The 18459-nt window shown below is 45.6% G+C and carries 13 protein-coding genes; 5 read left to right on the top strand and 8 right to left on the bottom strand.

Annotation, left to right across the window (positions count from 1 at the left end; translation table 11 throughout):
* Positions 1-2 precede the first annotated feature (2 nt).
* On the bottom strand, positions 3-476 hold the full coding sequence (locus tag SHD_RS13270) for a LabA-like NYN domain-containing protein (protein ID WP_039978397.1): 474 nt from the start codon (positions 474-476) through the stop codon (positions 3-5).
* A gap of 529 nt (positions 477-1005) precedes the next feature.
* Between SHD_RS13270 and SHD_RS13265 the strand changes: the two genes are divergently transcribed.
* Together SHD_RS13265 and SHD_RS13260 are read left to right on the top strand one after the other, a co-directional pair.
* Entirely contained in the window at positions 1006-1944 is a 939-nt protein-coding gene (locus SHD_RS13265; RefSeq protein WP_023267580.1) for a GGDEF domain-containing protein, read from the top strand.
* A gap of 56 nt (positions 1945-2000) precedes the next feature.
* Positions 2001-2936 (top strand): sensor domain-containing diguanylate cyclase, encoded by a 936-nt coding sequence (locus SHD_RS13260; RefSeq protein WP_039978396.1) that lies wholly within the window; start codon positions 2001-2003, stop codon positions 2934-2936.
* Positions 2937-3100: 164 nt separating this feature from the next.
* Here SHD_RS13260 and SHD_RS13255 read toward each other — a convergent pair whose 3' ends face one another.
* On the bottom strand, positions 3101-3868 hold the full coding sequence (locus tag SHD_RS13255; protein ID WP_023267578.1) for an AraC family transcriptional regulator: 768 nt from the start codon (positions 3866-3868) through the stop codon (positions 3101-3103).
* A 143-nt stretch (positions 3869-4011) separates the two neighbouring features.
* On the opposite strand from SHD_RS13255, the gene SHD_RS13250 reads away from it, so the two are divergent.
* Positions 4012-5190 (top strand): multidrug effflux MFS transporter, encoded by a 1179-nt coding sequence (locus tag SHD_RS13250; RefSeq protein WP_023267577.1) that lies wholly within the window; start codon positions 4012-4014, stop codon positions 5188-5190.
* A gap of 77 nt (positions 5191-5267) precedes the next feature.
* Here SHD_RS13250 and SHD_RS13245 read toward each other — a convergent pair whose 3' ends face one another.
* From SHD_RS13245 to SHD_RS13230, 4 genes are all read right to left on the bottom strand, one after another.
* Entirely contained in the window at positions 5268-8423 is a 3156-nt protein-coding gene (locus SHD_RS13245) for a multidrug efflux RND transporter permease subunit (RefSeq protein WP_023267576.1), read from the bottom strand.
* The gene (locus tag SHD_RS13240; RefSeq protein ID WP_023267575.1) at positions 8423-9535 is read right to left on the bottom strand and encodes an efflux RND transporter periplasmic adaptor subunit; all 1113 of its coding nucleotides are present in this window, start codon (positions 9533-9535) and stop codon (positions 8423-8425) included. Before SHD_RS13240 ends, SHD_RS13245 begins: the two co-directional genes overlap by 1 nt.
* 200 nt (positions 9536-9735) lie before the next feature.
* Complete coding sequence (locus tag SHD_RS13235; RefSeq protein ID WP_023267574.1) at positions 9736-10530, bottom strand: substrate-binding periplasmic protein; 795 nt, start codon at positions 10528-10530, stop codon at positions 9736-9738.
* A gap of 265 nt (positions 10531-10795) precedes the next feature.
* Complete coding sequence (locus tag SHD_RS13230) at positions 10796-11962, bottom strand: metallophosphoesterase (RefSeq protein WP_023267573.1); 1167 nt, start codon at positions 11960-11962, stop codon at positions 10796-10798.
* A 612-nt stretch (positions 11963-12574) separates the two neighbouring features.
* Here SHD_RS13230 and SHD_RS13225 point away from each other — a divergent pair.
* Positions 12575-16246 carry a pilus assembly protein gene (locus tag SHD_RS13225; protein WP_023267572.1) on the top strand — a complete coding sequence of 1224 codons (3672 nt, stop codon included), beginning with the start codon at positions 12575-12577 and terminating at the stop codon, positions 16244-16246.
* Positions 16247-16268: 22 nt separating this feature from the next.
* On the top strand, positions 16269-16604 hold the full coding sequence (locus tag SHD_RS13220; protein ID WP_023267571.1) for a TapY2 family type IVa secretion system protein: 336 nt from the start codon (positions 16269-16271) through the stop codon (positions 16602-16604).
* A gap of 128 nt (positions 16605-16732) precedes the next feature.
* Here SHD_RS13220 and SHD_RS13215 read toward each other — a convergent pair whose 3' ends face one another.
* Both SHD_RS13215 and SHD_RS13210 read right to left on the bottom strand, forming a co-directional pair.
* The gene (locus SHD_RS13215; RefSeq protein WP_023267570.1) at positions 16733-17386 is read right to left on the bottom strand and encodes a DsbA family protein; all 654 of its coding nucleotides are present in this window, start codon (positions 17384-17386) and stop codon (positions 16733-16735) included.
* Positions 17387-17483: 97 nt separating this feature from the next.
* Positions 17484-18383: an MBL fold metallo-hydrolase gene (locus SHD_RS13210; RefSeq protein WP_023267569.1), complete on the bottom strand. Its 900-nt coding sequence runs from the start codon at positions 18381-18383 to the stop codon at positions 17484-17486.
* Positions 18384-18459: the final 76 nt, after the last annotated feature.

Genomic DNA, 18459 nt, shown 5'->3' with positions numbered 1-18459 from the left:
CCCTAAAGCAGCAAAGTATCATTGATTGGATTAAACCGTGTTGCCGCATCTATTAGGGATTTTGCCGTAAGTTGAGGTACGCCATATACTTCGGCTCTGATGTCATATTTTTGCCTTATCTTATCGAGCAATAATGCAAAATCACCATCACCAGAAAGTAATATCACAGTATCTACCTTAGGCGCGGTTTCGAGCACATCTATGGTGATACCCACATCCCAATCGCCCTTCGCTGAGCCATCAGTGCGCTGTATAAAAGGTTTTAGTTTTAGCTCAAAGCCGATATGTCTTAAGGCATCTTGAAACTTCAATTGACCTTCATCGCCACGGTTAATTGCGTAGGCTGTTGCGCCGACAATCTCACCTTGTGCACTTAACTGTTGCCAGAGTTTACGATAGTTAAATTGGCGCTGATAGGCCTCACGGCAGGTGTAATAGATGTTTTGTACGTCAACAAAGAGGGCTATTTTATTCAAGATGATAGTTGGATGAGTGAATGTCATCGTCACTATAGCATGGACTGTTAATGATAAAACTGCATCTCATGAGGCCAAAGGCATAGAACTCGTCACTGGTTGTGACCATTGTGCGAGTTATAGCTATACATTTTGGAAACTTTATATTGATAAACATTAAGTTAATGTAGTGATACTTGAGTTATGACTTTATTGTTTTACTGATTTATGTCGCTATTCGATTCGGAACTATATACATAAAATCATCGTGTGGTTTTATTTCGTACGTAAAACCCTAAAAGTAACGGTTAAAAAATAAGCTGTTGAATTGTGTTAATTAATATAGATTCAAACAAGTCATATGTTGTGATGAGTAGTTAAACGCTTGTCTTATAAAATATTTATTTTTAATTAATTTTATTATTCATTTTTTACATTTAAAGGGTTTCGATATTTTCTCAATAAGTCTTATTTGTTGTCTTGTCCTTACAAATCTTATGTGCTTTTATCAGTAAATGTTATCTGTATGTTGTAATTTTGGAGGGTACGGATGCGACGATTATTTACTGAAGAGAGTGAGGCGTTATTATTTAAGACATTGAATTATATCCCTATTCCTATTTTGTTATCTGAGGGGTTAGAGGTTGAGGGACGACGCCCAAGCACGCATCGAGTACATCATTTTATGAATCACGCTTTTATCGAGCAATTGGGCTATAACATAAACGATATTCCTGATATTGCGGCATGGTTCGATACTGTTTATCCCGATCCTATTATAAGAAATAAAGCGATGCTTGAATGGGATAACGTTGTTTATGCTAGTGAAAAACAAGGACTTAGCACTGCAGGGTTTAAAACATATATTCGCTGCGGTAATGGTGAGTTCCGCTGGTTTTTAATTACAGCTCAATTAACGACAGAAAACCAATCCAATTTAAATATTGTGACTATGAGAGATGTTCATCAATTACAGCTTTTGATTGAGGAAAATGAGCGGCAATCGAATACGGATTTACTGACTGGTCTTGCTAATCGTCGGCGGGTTGAGGAAGTGTTAGCCATAGCAATGAAGCAAAGTAACCTTGCTCACTCTTCCCTATGTTTAGTGATGTGTGATATCGATTTCTTTAAGGATATCAATGATAACTTTGGTCATCTCTGTGGTGATGATGTACTCAAAATTGTCGCTGTACAATTGCAAGAATCTGCTAAATCAGCAGCCAGTATTGCGCGTTGGGGCGGGGAGGAATTTTTAATTGTTTTGGATAATACCGAACCTGAGTCCGCAGCATTGCTTTGCGAGCACTTAAGAGAGCAGATTGAGCAGACTGATTATCGGTCCTATGGTCAGTTAATGCATTTCACGATGAGTTTTGGTTGTGTTAAATATCAACCAGATGAAAGCCTACACAGCCTGCTCTCTCGGGTTGATAAGGCCCTATATAAAGCAAAAAACAATGGCCGCAATAATGTTGTAATGGCTTGAATATGTGGCTAAGACTAAGGTTCGAGTAGATCGATATGATTTGAATGGGGAAGGATATGGTTAAGCGAAATACACCTCAAACAGAGGAAATACTCTTTCAAAGCTTAGATTTTATCCCCATCCCCATCCTGCTTTCCGAATCTCACATCAATCAATCTTCCGGAAAAATAAAACGAATACATTGCTTTATGAATAGAGCTTTTATCGAGCAGATTGGTTATACCATAACTGATATTCCCGATATTGATGCTTGGTTTAATACTGTTTATCCAGATGCTGTTGTCAGACAGGCGATGATTGACGGATGGGAGGCTGAAGTTAAGCGTAGTTTAGCTGCGGGTATCAAGACTGCAGAAATGCAGGCGAGGATCCGTTGCGGTAATGGTGAATTCCGTTGGTTTGTTATTACGGCGCAAATTAGTACTGATAACCTATCGGATTTGCATGTGGTGACCATGCGGGATATTCATGATTTGCAAACACTAATAGAGGAAAATACTCGGCTTTCTTACACTGATATGCTCACAGGGCTTGCCAATCGCCGTGAGGCGGAAAAAGTGTTGACGCAGCTAATTATCCCTGCACATCAGACCGACGCTAAAGTGAGCTTATTGATGTGTGATGTGGACTTTTTCAAAACGATCAACGATACCTATGGTCATTTATGTGGTGATGAAGTGTTGGTACAAATCGCAACAACGTTGGAAAAATTTACCCACCAAGCCAGTTGTATTGCCCGTTGGGGCGGGGAGGAGTTTTTAATTATATTGCGGCATAGTTCCTTAGACATAGCCTACCAGTTAGCAGAATATATTCGCTGTGAGATAGCGAGTACGAGTTTTCACTATCAAGAGCATCAGTTGAATCTTACCGTGAGTTTAGGTTGTGTTTCAGTTCAGCATAATGAGAGTGTCCGAAGTGCGCTTTATCGAGTAGATAAAGCACTTTATCGCGCTAAGCTTGAGGGGCGGAATCGAGTCATGATTGGCTAGACTGGATGTTTGGCCTAGTTTGAGCTAAAAATCTTAAACTATCTTTTTGATTCCTAAACTCTTCTCAACGAGAAAGCTCAAGCTTTTCACTTTAGCTAATGGGTTTATCCAGTTAATCAAGGTTACAGTTCGAAACATTTATACGCGCTAATCAAATATTGGGTTTATTTAAAATATTGCGCCGGTGTCGTACCTGTATATTGTTTAAAAAAGCTGATAAAGGCGCTGTCACTGGAAAACTGTAAGTTGAATCCTACCTGCGCCACCGAGGCGCCCGCAGCTAACTGCTCAATGGCCGACAGTAAACGCCATTGCTGCCGCCACGCCTGATAAGCCATGCCTGTTTCGTTGCTAAAGATACGGCTGATGGTGCGTTCGCTGGCGCCAATTTCAATGGCCATGTCCTTCAGACTGGCGGGTATTTTTTGCTGTTGTTGCAATTGCTTAAGCCAAGTTTGCAGCCGTTTATCCTTGGGCAGGGGTAAGCTTAAATTCTGTGCATCCGCATGGAGTAACTCTTCAATCAGCAGGGCAAAGGCATTGTGCTGGCTGTGTCTGGGCTTGTCCCAAGGCCAAAAGGACATAGTGTCGATTAACGCTTTGAGTAACGGATTTACATGGAAAATCGTGACGTTATCCGGCAAAGACGCCACGGTTTCAGGCTCAAAGTAGAGTGAGCGATAGGCCACAACATTGCGCATTGTGACTTGATGTACCACGCCTGCGGGCAGCCAAGCCGCACGGGTTGGCGGCAACACGACTTGAGTGTCGGCTAAGTTAAACCGCATACATCCCGTTGATGAGTAGAGCAACTGAGCCTTGCGATGCTGATGTACGCCTGAGTCATGCTCGCCCATTTCGGCGGCAATGCCGATCACTAGGTTGTCTAAGGCATCGGGATTAAATTGCTGCTCGGGTTGAATAAAGGCCATGTTGTCTTATTTTTGATGTTTTTTGCCTAAGTTTCGTTAATTGTCACTTGGGGATCCTATCTATACTGCGCCCTCTTTGACAAGTATGGAGCGCCGTTTTGGTTTATCGGTTAACCCTGAAAGGCTAAAACGTATCTAAAATCATGAAAATAAAACCACCACTCTGGCTGTGCGTGCTGTTGATGATGTTTCCGCAAATTATGGAAACCATCTATAGCCCGGCGTTGCCTAATATTGCTGAAAACTTTGCGGTGTCTGTTGCCAGTGCCTCGCAAACCTTATCAGTGTACTTTATCGCTTTTGCTGTAGGTGTATTTTGCTGGGGTCATTTAGCCGACATCATTGGTCGCCGCAACGCCATGCTTGCGGGCTTAGCCTGTTATGCCATTGGTTCAGCATGCGCGTTGATGATTAGCGACTTTACTCTGTTGTTGCTCGCTCGGGTATTATCGGCCTTTGGTGCAGCAGTGGGTTCTGTCATCACTCAAACCATGATGCGTGACAGTTACAGCGGGGAGGAACTCGCGAAAGTCTTTTCGGTGATGGGCATGTCTCTTGGGATCAGCCCGATTATCGGATTGCTATTGGGGAGCATCCTCAGTGCTTATTGGGGATATCAAGGGGTGTTTGTCGCCCTGATGGTTTCTGCCATTGTGTTGTTGTTTTTGTCGGTAAAATCTTTGCCCGAAACCAAGCCTGAACACACCCAAAAAATCGCGCTCGTTGAGTTAGCTGTCAAGATGCTTACCGACAGCGGGATAATTAAAAACACTTTGCTGGTGGCCTCATTTAACTTGATGTGGTTTAGCTACTTTTCGCTGGCGCCATTTATGTTTGAGGCGCGAGGATTGTCGACGCTTACCTTCGGTGCCAGTGGGTTGTTATTAGGCTTTGGCGCATTTCTTGGCAGTTATTTTAATAAACTATTACTGGGTAGAGGCTATTCCAGTGCACGATTGGTGCGGTTAGCAAGCCTTATGGCGCTATTCGGTGGACTCGGTATTTGGCTGTTCCAATCGACGGATATTGGCTTGAATAGCGTTTACTTTTTACTACCCATGCTGTTGATTGTGATTGCTTATGGGATTGCGATTCCTAATATCCTGAGCTCGGCGCTGGCAAACTACCGCGCTTATGCAGGTTCCGCTGGCGCGCTGTTTGGACTGTTTTATTACATTCTGTTGGGGCTAGGTTTAGGCGCTGCAGGCATGGTAAGCCATCTTGGTGGCGTGATTGGCTTCGCGGCGCTGCTGTGCGTTGGGCTTGGATATGCGGGTTTGGCAGGCAGGATAGTGCTAAGAGGGAAGTCGTCTCGAGCGTAAATAAAAAGCCAAGGGGGATTCCCTTGGCTTTATGGTTCTAACAAACACCTTATGCCGTTTCGCTTTACTGTATCCCGCTAGGCTTTGGCAGTGTGTTCCTGTTGTTTGGCCGCCTCTTGCGCTGCTAATTCTTGAGCGGCTAATTCTTGAGCCTTAATGGCCGCCTCAAGTTTCGCCTCAACATAACCCGGTGAATGGGTTGCGGCTGAGATCAAGCGGTACATAGCTGGGATCACAAACAGGGTCACAAAGGTGGCGAAGGCCATACCGAAGAACACTACAGTACCTACGGCAATCCGGCTCTCAGAGCCTGCGCCCGATGAGAAGATCAGCGGCACAGCACCCACTAAGGTGGTGAAGGCTGTCATCAAAATAGGGCGCAAGCGACGCGTCGACGCGTCGATAATGGCTTTGTCTAAGGCCAAACCTCGGTCACGCAATTGGTTGGCAAACTCGACGATTAAGATACCGTTCTTAGTCACCATACCAATCAACATGATCATCCCAATCTGGCTATAGATGTTAATGCCTTGACTGGTGACTAACAGGCCGAGGAAACCACCGAATACCCCCATAGGCACTGTAAACATCACCACTAAGGGGTTGATAAAGCTTTCAAATTGAGCCGCCAGTACCAGATAAGCCACTAGGAGCGCTAAACCGAACACAATTAAGATGCTGCTCTGGTTTTCTTTAAAGTCCTTAGATTCGCCGGTATAACCGATAGAAATATCCTTAGGTAATAACTCAATGGCCTTATTATCCAAAAACTTCAAGGCCTCGCCCAAAGTGTAGCCTTTACTAATGTTGGCCTTGAGGGTGATGGATTTTTGCTTATTGGTGTGGCTAAGTTTTTGTGCCGAAGCGACTTCTTCGATATGGGTGACAGTATCGAGCGTGACTAATTCGCCCTTAGCCGAACGCATATAGATTTGGCTTAAATCGCCGACATTATTAAAGCTATTCTCATCACCGCGAACATAAACGTCATACTCTTCACCTCGGTCGACATAGGTAGTCTCTTTACGACCGCCGAGCATCACTTCTAAGGTTTGCGAGACTTCATCGACACTGATCCCAAGCTCTGCAGCACGTTCTTTATCGACGGTGACGATTAGCTCTGGCGTAGTTTCGGCATAGTCTAAATCCGCGCCTTCCATCATAGGGCTAGCATTAGCTTCTTCTTTTAATACCTGTGCCCATTTAAACAACTCTGCGTAATCTGAACCGCCGAGGACGAATTGCACGGGTTCACTCGATTGGCCCCTAAAGCCTGGCATCATAGGACGAACCATCACGTCGGGAATGTCTTTTAAGGCTTTGCTGACAATCCCAAGTGCTTGTTGAGCCGTGACATGACGATGTTCCCAGTCTTCTAATTGCATGATCACAAAGCCGGTTTGGTCACCTGCACGACCACCAAAGGCAGGGGCTTGCACACTGAAAGACCTTAATACCCCTTGGCCAAGGAGTGGCATCAATCTGTCTTCGACGATATCCATGTTCGCCGTCATACGGTTATAGCTGGTACCCTCGGCGCCTTTGACAAAAGCATAAAGTACACCACGGTCTTCCTGGGGGGCCAACTGTGAGGGGACTTGCTGCATTAACCATACACTACCGCCCACACAGGCGAGGATAACCAAGGGCGCCAGTAATCTAAAACGGATTGCATGGGTTACGCCAACACGGTAAACCTTTTCCATGCGGGCAAAACCACTGTCGACGAAACGATTGAAACGGTTCGGTTTGACATTGGCCTTGAGCAGTTTGCTACTCAGTACTGGCGTCAGTGTCAGGGCGATAAGTGAAGAAAACAGCACGGATACCGCCAGCATCACGGAAAACTCGGTAAAGAGTAAGCCGACCATGCCCTCCATAAAGGAAATCGGCAGGAACACCATGACTAACACGGCGGTGGTGGCCACAACCGCAAAACCTACTTCCCGCGTGCCTTTGTAAGCGGCGAGTAGCGGCTCTTCACCACGTTCAATATGGTGGAAGATGTTCTCTACCACGACGATGGCATCGTCGACGACAAGACCGATGGCGAGAATTAATGCCATCAGAGTTAAGAGGTTAATCGAGTAGCCAAACATATTGGCGGCAATAAAGGCCGAGATCAGCGACACAGGTACTGTCACCGCTGGGATAAGGGTCGCTCTGGCTTGGCCGATAAAGATATACAGCACTAATACCACGAGTGCGCCAGTCACATAGAGAGTGTTGTATACCTCGTTAATTGAGCGGTCGATAAAGACGGTCGAGTCAAAGTCCACCACTAGGCTTGTGCCTTCGGGGAGAAAGTCTTGAATTCTATCGACTTCTTTGTGTACTTGCTGGGCTACCACTAAAGGGTTGGCATCGGATTGAGTGATGACACCTAAGCTTAGGTTAACGATACCATCGCTCTTAAAGGTGGAGTTTTCGTTCTGGGCGCCAACGGCCACATCTGCCACATCCTTCAGGTAGATAGGCGTGCCATCGCTGGCGGTGCGAACCACTAAATAGTCAAAATCCTTCGGGGTGTAATAGAGTCGCTTAGTGCGCACCGACATCACAGTGGTATCGTTACGTACTTGACCGCCAGGGGTTTCAACGTTTTCTTTACGCAGGGCGTTAATAATGTCGGTGACTGTGACATTGCGTCCTGCCATTTGCTCGGGTCTTAGCTTGACGTACATCACCTTGTACAAACCGCCCGAGATGCTGATGGAACTCACGCCGCTGATGAGGCTAAATCTGTCTTCTAATACGCGCTGGGCGTAATCGGTCAGCTGAGTTCTGTCCATCACGCTAGAGCTTAAGTTGACATAGACAGAGGGTTCGCCTGAACCATTGTCCTTAGAGACCACAGGATCGTTGGCATCTTCGGGCAGGCGGCGCTGGGCGCGGGCCACGGCGTCACGCACATCACTTACGCCTTCGGTTAAGTTCCAACCGAGCAGGAATTTCACTGTGATCCGCGAGCTGCCATTACGAGTGGTTGAGGTGATTTCATCGATGCCACTGATCCCAGTGAGTTCATCTTCAAGGGTCTTAGTGATTTGGCTCTCCATAATCGCGGCCGAAGCGCCTGAGTAGCTGGTACTGACGGTCACTACTGGGCTTTCGACATCGGGCATTTCCCGTACCGACAGTTTAGTGAAGGACACTAAACCAAACACGCACAGCAATAAGCTTAATACGATCGCGACGACGGGGCGCTTAACGGATACATCGGACAGCCACATTATTTAGTCTCCGCGGTGTTGACGTCTGACTTGGCTGCTGGACGGTTAGCATCGTTCTTGGCTTCAAGCACCACTTCATTGATCTTTAAGCCATCGCGCATATTCACTAGCCCTTGCACCACCACTTTGTCGCCAATTTTTAAACCAGAATCGATAAGCACTTGGTCACCCACGCGGGCGCCTAAAATCACTTCGGTGCGATGGGCGATATGGTCCTCACCCACCACATATACATAGCGCTTAGTACCTGAATATTCTAAGGCTTGCACAGGCACAATCGGGGCGGAAATTGGCGGGAAGGTGATGGTCGATGACATCATCATGCCGGGCTTTAAGCGATTTTTCGCGTTTTCAAATTGCACGCGGATCTTCAGGTTTAAGGTTTCTTCATTGACGCGGGGATCGATGGCGACCACTTTGCCGATAAAGGTTTCCCCCGGCCAGGCGCGGCTGGTCGCCGAGACGGGCATGCCAATGCTGAGCTGTGATAGAAAATGTTCGGGCACCTGTAGGTCGAGTCGCATGCTGGATAAATCATCCAAGGTCATCAACTCAGTGCCAATACTGACCATTTTACCTTCGCTGAAGTTAATCAGACCGGTTTTGCCGGCAAAGGGGGCGATTAGCGAATGGTAATGTAAATCCGCCTGCGCCGAAGCGAGTCTGGCTCTAGCGATATCGACACTAGCCTTTTGTGCATCGATTTCGGTTTGGGTGATGGCATTACGGCTGATGAGTTTTTCAAATTCCCTGAGTTTACGGGTTTCATCATTTAAAAAGGCATTGGCTTCGGCTACCGCGGCCTGGGCTTTCATATCGTCAAGCTCGATAAGCAGTTGGCCCTTCTTGACTGCTTGGTTAGATGTCACGGCGATTTGTTTAATTTTGCCTGTGACTTGCGGCGCGATAACCACGGCGCGATCGGCGGCGAGTTTACCTATGAGTGAAATTGATTGTGCCAGTGGATGTTCAACCACTTCTCCTGTGACTACAGGTACTGTACGCATTAAATGGGGCGCACTTTCGGGTTTGGCCGCCTGCAATACATCACTAAAACTCACAGCGGTAGCAACCGCAGCAATTAAGGCAATGGCTATTATGGTTTTTTTCATTGGAATAATTATCTCGCACAAAAACAGTTAACAGGCGTTCGTACTAATGGCGCTATTCTAGTGAATAACCGTCATCAGGTGGGTAAAAGTTTGTAAAGTTAAGCACTCGAAAGTGAAAGAAATTGTGTTTTTTGTTGAGGGCGTCAACGTTAAGTTTTCTAGGCTATTTTTACCCAAAGTAAAATAGCCTAGTTATGCGCCTAAGGATGTGCTTGTGTTCGTATTTTTTCTATCGGATCGACGGCGGGCGGAAGTTGCGGAAACTGGCTTAAAATCTCGGCTAAACGGCCATCTTTCTCCATTGATTCAAGCCCTTTGTTAAACTCAGACACTAAGGTTGTTTGATCGCTAACGGCTAATGAAACCCCTAAATGAAATACTTCAGTCGCGATAGGATCGCCAACTTGTTCGAAGGCATCGGTAAATTCACTTTCATGTTGCTTGATTAAATACTGAGCAAGATTGTGGCCTATTAAGACTAAGTCGATACGTTTTAGAAATAATTTCTTAAGATTCATCTCATCTGAACTGCCTTCTTCTGTTGTCAATCCCGCGGCGGCTATCTCAGGTGGATTGGCATAGCCGCGACCAATGCCTATGGTGAAGGGCTTTAGCTCTGTTAATTGGCTAAAACTTAACGGATTATCCTTGCGTTTATAAAACACAATTTGAACTGCCTGGATGGGATCGGAATAGTGTGCCCATTGCTCACGTTCTTTACGGTACCAAAGGCCAATAATGCCATCGGCTTGGCCGGTTTTAACGAGCAATGCTGCCCGCGCGAAGGGATAGAATTTGACACTGGCATTGTAACCCTGACGTTTAAAGGCTTCTTTGACCACAAGCGCGACGCCACCTTGATCGGGTAACTCACTGCTATAAAAGGGAGGATAGTTAGTCGCCACCAACGTTAAATCTCGCCCTGCCACACAGGGGGCGGGTAATCCTAAGAGTGATAACACAAGGCTAATGTTGATTAGCGACTTGAGGTTCATACTCATCCCTTAAAATAAACAGTCACTTTGCTGAGTATAGGGTGTGTTTGAATCTTGAGTGGGAATTTTCTGTGGTTGTCATTATGGTGAGAGCTATGACAACGGCTGTGGCGATAGCTATAAGAACAACTGTGGCAATAAGTATGGCAATAACTATCCATAACTACAGCGAAAAATGGATATCGAGTCGAATCATAATCTCGAAAAAATAGGGCTTATGGGGGAATGCCATAAACCCTTAATCCTTTAATGTTGTTCTAATGGCTTAAAGTTGTACTTGCTCACCCTGATAGAGGCCGCGGGTAAGTTTATCTTTGTCTATCAGCAATAGCTCGCCAGATTGACCATTCTTAATGCTGCTATCTATAGCAATGATTTTATTATGGTAAAGCCCAAGAACACGATCCTGCGAGGTGTGTCCGACTATGATATGGTCAACCTTAAAATAGTTTAGTATCTGGTCAATTTCTTTTTCGCTGAGCGCATCCTTAAAGTAGCCACGGTACCAAGTGGGTCCGTTAGTGAAAAACAGGAAGTTCAGCAGATCGTTTTGTTTTAAATCTTCTTTTTTATCGTCTAAATGTTGGCGAAATAACTGATTGGCATCGCTAATGTTGAGTTTACGCTCGACCCACTCAGGGCTTATTCCACCGTGCATAAATAGCAGATTGTTGATCTTCACTAGCGTGTTTTTACTACGAAGCCAACGGCCGATTTCGGTGTCTTTGTTGTAGAGCGCATCATAGCTGCGATTGAGTAATTCGGCCGAGGTTTGATAGCGCTCATTCACATAACGTAAGTCGCCGCGAAACACCATTTGCTCGTGGTTGCCCATCAGTAAATGTAATCGACCGCCAGCGGCTTGCGCTTCCTTGTCTAACTCATATAAAAACCACAGGACTTCGTTGACTTGGTGACCGCGGTCGAACATATCGCCCGTCATCACCATATGACCATCGCCAAAGGCCCAATGATTATTTTCATCAATAATCTTGTGGGCTTTGAGCAAGTTAATCATCACATCAAATTGGCCATGCACATCGCTTAAGGCCACAATTTTACCCGCATGGGTGTAAGTATCGGCTTCAATCTGAGGGGCTTCGTCATGGCGTAAAGGTTGTGGCAAGTTGCCGCAATCATTGGGGCGAGCTAATTGGTTGTTTGCGATAGGGGTTTGCTTTAATTCACTTTGGCAAATCCAGTAGGCGGTATTTTCTTGTCCTTGGTTGAGAAACACATAGGGGCCATCGGTAACCGAGGCGTTTGTGGCAGTTGGTTCTGCACTATGAGTGGCTATAGAAAATAAACTGAGCAGTGAAACTAAAGCGCCTTGAGTAGCGATAGCATAACGTTTTTTGGTTGATACGTTCGTGAACACCTCCTGCGATGGGCTTTGGGGATCAGCTAGGCCAAATTCGGAGAGTATGTTCATTCGATGTTCCTTATTATCGTTTTTGCCACCTATTCAGGGGTGGTTAGCATAATGTTAATAATGGAATGTAGCAAGGGAGCATTTGATAGATTATTTTATGGGCAAGCGATTAAAAACCATGCTTTGCATACTGCCCTAAGGTTTGTCTGGCAAGCCCTTGCTCTTACTTTCTGTCATAAGGGCCGCTCGTCATTTGAGTAGAATAACTGCACATCATTCTTCGTTTCGCGAGCACGTGCTTGCCATAACGAACAAAATCTAATCTCGAAACGTCACGCCCTAATTATTTTTAGCTTTATTTACCCATTTGTTATATAGGGTTTTATACGGTTACTTGAAAGCTTGTTTATATCAGGTTGTTCAAATAAATAGATGGGTGATATTGCTATCGATACATCTTTTATTGATATTTTCGTTTTAGTTTAAATAGTTTTTATATTTATTGCCAAATAAGTGTTGGTAATGATAAAAAGCAACATTAGATACCTAATGTTATGATTTTACTGGATTCAATTCGGTAACTTTGCTTCGCCGTTATTTGTAATAGTGTGATTTAAAGTGTCAAGCCTTAGGTTGATGTGTGTTTGTCTAAATAACCTATATGCGTACTTTATGAACCCGTATTTTTTAAAATACCAACCCAGTAATTGGTTGGTATTCTCTCTTGTTCGTTTGTTCTCGTTAATTATCAGGATAATTCGTAAACAAAACGTTTGCCATACGCTAACGTCGGTTGTTTCTTTTATTCTTTCGAGTGTCATTGTGTGTGCTGCGAGTTTATTTATAGCGCCGAGTCATGCCGATGACACTGAACTTTATGTCTTTGAAGCTTCTGCGCGCAATGGTTCGCGTCCTCAAGTGCTGATTATTTTTGATAACTCGGGCAGCATGAGTAGTCTTGCATATGATGTTGAAGCGCCTTACGAAAATAAGCGCAAAATAAATTACGCCCAATCGGGGAATTTATTTTATAGCCGAGGTTCGTCGGAAAATACTACTGCGCCTAACCCTAGTTCGCGGCAGGAAAAGCGTAAGTTTAGAGGTTCGCTCAATGGCTGCGAGAGCTCATGGGAATATCTTAACCGTTACGGCACCTTTACTGGGTTCTTTAGGGAATATGGTTTTTCGGGCGGTTCAGGCTCTTGGAGAGAGTTTTCTGAGTTAAATGGTGGCTCGATCCTCGCTGTCGATTGTTTTGAAGATATCCAAGAGGACAAATTCGGTAACGCAGCATCTGAAGCCCAAGGGTTACCCGTGGACAGTTTAGGAACACCAAATAAACCTGTACGTTACACCGCGGTCAATGCTAACTCATCAGATAGTGCCAAGGCCGCCGCTAAGGCAAAAGCAGAAAATACCGGTTTTGGTACTGGCAAAGTGGTTACTGTCTATACGGAAGATTATCTAAACTGGCTGCATGGCCCTAAAACCAAGGTCAATAAAACGCGCTTAGCATTGGCCAAGGATGCGATTGAAAGCGTGATCTTAACTACGCCGGGAGTCGATTTTGGACTGGCGATTTTTAACATGAATGGTCCAGATGAAGGAAAGCGTGACGGTGGACGGATAATCTCAGGGATTAAACCTATGTCTGCCCAAGCTAAAATTGATTTGCTCAGTGGAGTTAATGATATTAACTATGCTCAAAATACCCCTTTATGCGAAACCCTCTATGAGGCATATCGTTATTTTGGTGGGCAGAGTCAGTATTTTGGTGACGACGACAGCGATTACCATTATTACGATCAGTGGGGGCGATATCAGGGGACTTACCAAGCGAATAGAAACCCCTTTACCGATCCGGAAGCCTTGGTAAAAGGGACCAATAACTATAACTCGCCCTTTAAACGTTGCCAAAATGAAGCTTATATCATCTATATCACCGACGGTGAGCCAACGCTGGATAATGCGGCCAATAATTTGGTTGAACAGTTAACCAAAGGCGTTGGAAAACATACTTCCAGGCCTGTTAGTTACTTAAGTGCGCTTTCTGGCTGGATGAGAAATGAAGACGTTAATCCTAATTCCTCAGGCAAACAAACCGTTAGGACCTTTACCATTGGCTTTAGTGAAGGTGCAGCCAGTGCCGAACATCTACTTAAACAAACCGCTGAAAATGGTGGTGGCAAGTATTACGATGCGACCGATGCCAGCAAATTACGTTCTTCATTACAAACGGCCTTAAACAATATCCTCGAAAAAAATGCCAGCTTTACCTCGCCCTCAGTGGCAAGTAATAACTTTAATCGAACGCAAACCTTTGATTCTGCCTATTACTCTATGTTCTTGCCGAACAAAGGCCCGAGATGGTTAGGGAATATCAAGAAATTTAAGGTGACCAGTAGTGGCGATGTCGTCGATAGTAAAGGCAATAATGCAATAGGTGAGGATGGCAATATCAAAGCTGATGCTTGTTCCTATTGGACCCCGGCCGATGAGTGTGCTGCTGGTGGTGATGGTAACGATGTGAAGCGGGGCGGGGTACTAGCCTCAATGCAGCAGGCCAACAGCCGTACCCTATACAGTAATTTAGGTACAGGCTTGAGCCCTTTCACTCTGTCTAACGCTTCTCGAAAAGCGGGTGGTAATGCACGTTTAGCCTTCTATATGGGGGTCGATGAAACTGAGTTGACCAACTTATTTGATTGGACCAAGGGCATCGATGTTGATAATGATAAGAATCAGGATTTAGGTGCTGTCAGTGGCGCAACCCCTAATTGGCGCACCGATATAATGGGGGATGCTTTACATTCCAAACCCTTAGCACTCAACTTTGGATCTGAAGATAAGCCCGATATCCGAATTCTTGTCGGGACTAATCATGGGTTCCTGCATATGTTTAAGGATGAAGGTAATGCAGTGTCAGAGACTTGGGGATTCATCCCCTATGAGTTGCTGCCAAATCTTCGCGATTTGAAGGCCAATGCGCCAACGGGCGTTCACTCTGTTTACGGTATTGATGGCTCGCCAGTGGCCTATACCAAAATGCAGGGTAAACGGGTTGAAAAAGCATGGGTTTTTGTGGGGATGCGTCGTGGTGGAAATGCCTATTATGCCCTCGACATCTCTTCCCCCAATAACCCTACTTTTATGTGGAAGATTGATGCCAGTTCGCCAGGGATGGGGGAGTTGGGTCAATCTTGGTCTACGCCTGTAGTTACCACGATTCCAAGCGCTTCAGGGGATAAACCCGTGCTTATCTTTGGTGCGGGATATTCCCCTGCGACCAAGGATGGTGCTGAGATTGGTAGTGACGACAGCCGTGGTCGAGGGGTGTTTATTGTCGATGCGCAAACGGGGGCGCTAATCCATCAATTTGGCGGCAGCGGCGCAAACACAGTGCTGCCCGGTATTGCAAATAGTATTCCGAGTAGTGTTGCCGTGTTAGACGGTAATGGCGATGGTCGAACAGATAGACTCTATGCTACTGACACTCAAGGAAATGTGTGGCGGATGGACATGCCTTCGGCGGATTCGGCGACTTGGTCAGGATTTAAATTTGCCGCATTAGGGGATAAGAGTGCGGTGGCAAGTGACAGACGTTTCTTCTCCGGCCCCACGGTTGCACAAACCATTATGACTAATACCTTCGAGTTAACTCAGGTGGTGAATGGAAAATCCACTAAGACAGTGACGACGCAAAATATTCCCTACGATGCCGTGGTTGTTGGCAGCGGTCACAGGGCAAAGCCGAGTGATGTATCTCGCTCGGATATGTTTTTTGTGTTGCAAGATAGGAACATAGTCACTCAATCTTTCCAAGGTAAGTCTAATCAAAAGCCGATACCAAGTGCCTTGCAGTTAAGCGATTTATATGATGTCAGTTCGGCTGCGCCAAACGATCAAGCTAGCGAGATTGCCTTTAGTCAAAAACGAGGCTGGTACTATAACTTTTCCCGGAAAGGTGAAAAGAGCCTTTCGTCCGCGACCATAGTCGGGGGGGAAGTGTATTTCACCAGTTTTGTGCCCGGCAGCGATGCTTCAGTCAATCAATGCTTAAATTCGGGTAAGGGTTATCTCTATAAGATGAATTTACATAGAGGCACTCGTGGTTACAAAACGGATTATTTATATGCCGGCGAACTGGTACTGGATACGCCGCAGTTGGTGATACCTCCCGCCGAGCAGCCTAAGGATCCGAATGCCAAAGTACCTACGCCAGATATGTTTTTGATTGGTATTGGTAATGCGGTACCTGATGAGGCGACATGTGAAAGTGGTAACCCTAAGTGTATTGGTGGTGGGCCAACAACGAACAAAATTTATTATTACATTAGTCAATAATGCATAGAGTTAACGAGTTGAGATGAGTGATAACCTTATGATGAAATACGGTGCTTTGGGTTTGTTGCTGCTATCGGGACTCCAATGGCCTGCGATGGCGGCAGAAACCGAGAAACGACAGGATTACAAATGCTATTTAGAAACAAACCAAGGGCTTAAGTTAATACGCTTCTCGTGGTTTGAATCTAAGGTCAATCAGTATCTGCTTTCTTTACCTGGGACCGAATTACCCCGTTTACCGCGGGATAAACCTATTCCACTCTACGCTAAAGCGGTACTTGAGTGTGTGAAAAACTCCGAGAGTTTTACTCTTGAAGAGGCTAAGCAAGCCGAGCTTGCCCCAGAAAATCAAGGCTAATAGATTGGCTAAGCCTTTAAAAAGACTTAGCTAATCGCCTTATGCTCTGGACGAAGGTATTACGCCTTAGGTAGTCAACTCCCTAAGGCGCATACTTTTAATCACCAACTTGATAAGAGAGCTACCGATTAGGATAGCTGTTCATTCAAATATTCAAGCCAAGCCGAAGGTTGGCCGTAAAAGCGGCTGTGGTTGAGCAGTTTTAAATTGCCTTCGCTGGTTTCTAGCGCTACCGTCGGAAACCCTTGGGCGCCGAGCTGATTCATTAACGCCCGAGTTTCCAATATATGTTGATAGAATGCGTCTTCATTTTTAGCGTATTCTTGGGCAAAGTCGGCACCGTTTAGCGCTAATTCTTCTGCTAAAAGATGCAAATTGCCTTCATCACTCGCACATTTGCCATCGCGATAATGGGCGAGCTGCACCGCATGTAAGTAGGCTAAATCATCGCCTCCTAAGGCGGCCACAGCGAGTAACGCCCTGATCGGCGGCGCCGAATCCAATACGATACTCGTGTCACGCAATAGGCCTTCGTAGTAGTTTTCACCAAAGGCTTGTCCCGTTAGCGCGGCAATCCGTTGGTCATGGGGCATGACGTAATCGCGCCATTGGTTATCAATCTGTTTGCGCCTTGGCCCTGTGAGCATGCCACCCGCATGGAGTTTGATGGTAAATCCGGCAGCGGCTGCAGCATCAAACAGCGGTGCGGCCGCGTAACACCAACCGCACAGAGGATCGATAATGGCATGTAAAACGGCCTTGGGATTGTCTGTGGTATTCATTTATGTGCTTCCTACAAAACTATTTTGTGCTCTGACTCGTGAGTTAATGCACAACCCTTTGAATGAGTGGGGCATGATTAGCCATGCCCCAATTTGGTTACATTGGCCAGCGCATTTCACCCATAATCACTTTGGCACTGATCTCAAGCCCCGCATCTAAAGGAATTTGTGGGTAGAGCGTGAGCATCTTGGCGATTAAGTCCGCAGAATCTTTTGCTGTTTTGGCTGCCTTTTCAAAGGCATTAATATAATCGCGAGTAAAGGCGATGGCGCGCTTATCAAATCTGGCATCACCGAGATAATGTCCAGGGATAACCTCTTTGGGGGATAAGGCTTCCATCTTTTCTAAATGGGTTAACCAAGCTTTACGCGACTCTACACTTTGAGTGTCTGCCATCCAAACATGTGTGTTATCAAATACTTCAACGCCGCCAGTGATAGTTTTAGCCGACGGTACCCACAGGAAGGTATGCTTAGGGTGAGCATCCTCTAGCCCTTCAATCAGCACTTGTTCACCGTCGATACTAAAGTGATTGGTGGTGACCACCTTAGGCAGCACTAATTGGCTCGGGGCATTGTCCTTTAAAATCGGTCCCCAGTAGGCCAGTTTGCCCTCCATCGAGGCTTTAATATCATCGACCGTAGTTTGAGTGGCGACAATTTCGACCTCGGGGAAGTTTTGTTTAATCACATCCAACCCAAAGTAAAAATCCGGATCGCTATGGCTGATATACACCAAGGTAAGCTTTTTACCGCTGGCTTTAATGGTATCCACTAGGGTTTGGGCATCATTTTTTTGAAATTGAGCATCGACCAACATCATTTCATGTTCGCCACTGATAAAGCTGGAAGACACCGCAAAAATACTGTTTTCGCCCGGATTAAAATGGCTCACTTGCAAAGGTGCTGCCTGAGCAGTAGCCATTCCCGCCACCAGCATGGTTGCGGCTAACTGGGGTTTCAAAGAGGTTAATTTTAGAGCATTCAATAGTGTCATTTCTGTTCTCACTTATTCATTCAAATAGGATTCGGTGATTTGCACTGCTGCAAAAGTGAGCTTAGTTTAGGTTGCA

It is taken from the genome of Shewanella decolorationis S12 (assembly GCF_000485795.1).
Lineage (GTDB): Bacteria > Pseudomonadota > Gammaproteobacteria > Enterobacterales > Shewanellaceae > Shewanella > Shewanella decolorationis.
This window is presented reverse-complemented; position numbering and strand designations above follow the sequence as displayed.

What these genes read in the sequence shown, in the direction of transcription:
- SHD_RS13265 (WP_023267580.1), top strand. Translation starts at nt 1,006, where the DNA reads ATGCGACGATTATTTACTGAAGAGAGTGAGGCGTTATTATTTAAGACA.
- SHD_RS13230 (WP_023267573.1), bottom strand. Translation starts at nt 11,962, where the DNA reads ATGAACATACTCTCCGAATTTGGCCTAGCTGATCCCCAAAGCCCATCG.
- SHD_RS13245 (WP_023267576.1), bottom strand. Translation starts at nt 8,423, where the DNA reads ATGTGGCTGTCCGATGTATCCGTTAAGCGCCCCGTCGTCGCGATCGTA.
- SHD_RS13220 (WP_023267571.1), top strand. Translation starts at nt 16,269, where the DNA reads ATGAGTGATAACCTTATGATGAAATACGGTGCTTTGGGTTTGTTGCTG.
- SHD_RS13215 (WP_023267570.1), bottom strand. Translation starts at nt 17,386, where the DNA reads ATGAATACCACAGACAATCCCAAGGCCGTTTTACATGCCATTATCGAT.
- SHD_RS13260 (WP_039978396.1), top strand. Translation starts at nt 2,001, where the DNA reads ATGGTTAAGCGAAATACACCTCAAACAGAGGAAATACTCTTTCAAAGC.
- SHD_RS13225 (WP_023267572.1), top strand. Translation starts at nt 12,575, where the DNA reads ATGAACCCGTATTTTTTAAAATACCAACCCAGTAATTGGTTGGTATTC.
- SHD_RS13210 (WP_023267569.1), bottom strand. Translation starts at nt 18,383, where the DNA reads ATGACACTATTGAATGCTCTAAAATTAACCTCTTTGAAACCCCAGTTA.
- SHD_RS13235 (WP_023267574.1), bottom strand. Translation starts at nt 10,530, where the DNA reads ATGAACCTCAAGTCGCTAATCAACATTAGCCTTGTGTTATCACTCTTA.
- SHD_RS13250 (WP_023267577.1), top strand. Translation starts at nt 4,012, where the DNA reads ATGAAAATAAAACCACCACTCTGGCTGTGCGTGCTGTTGATGATGTTT.
- SHD_RS13255 (WP_023267578.1), bottom strand. Translation starts at nt 3,868, where the DNA reads ATGGCCTTTATTCAACCCGAGCAGCAATTTAATCCCGATGCCTTAGAC.
- SHD_RS13240 (WP_023267575.1), bottom strand. Translation starts at nt 9,535, where the DNA reads ATGAAAAAAACCATAATAGCCATTGCCTTAATTGCTGCGGTTGCTACC.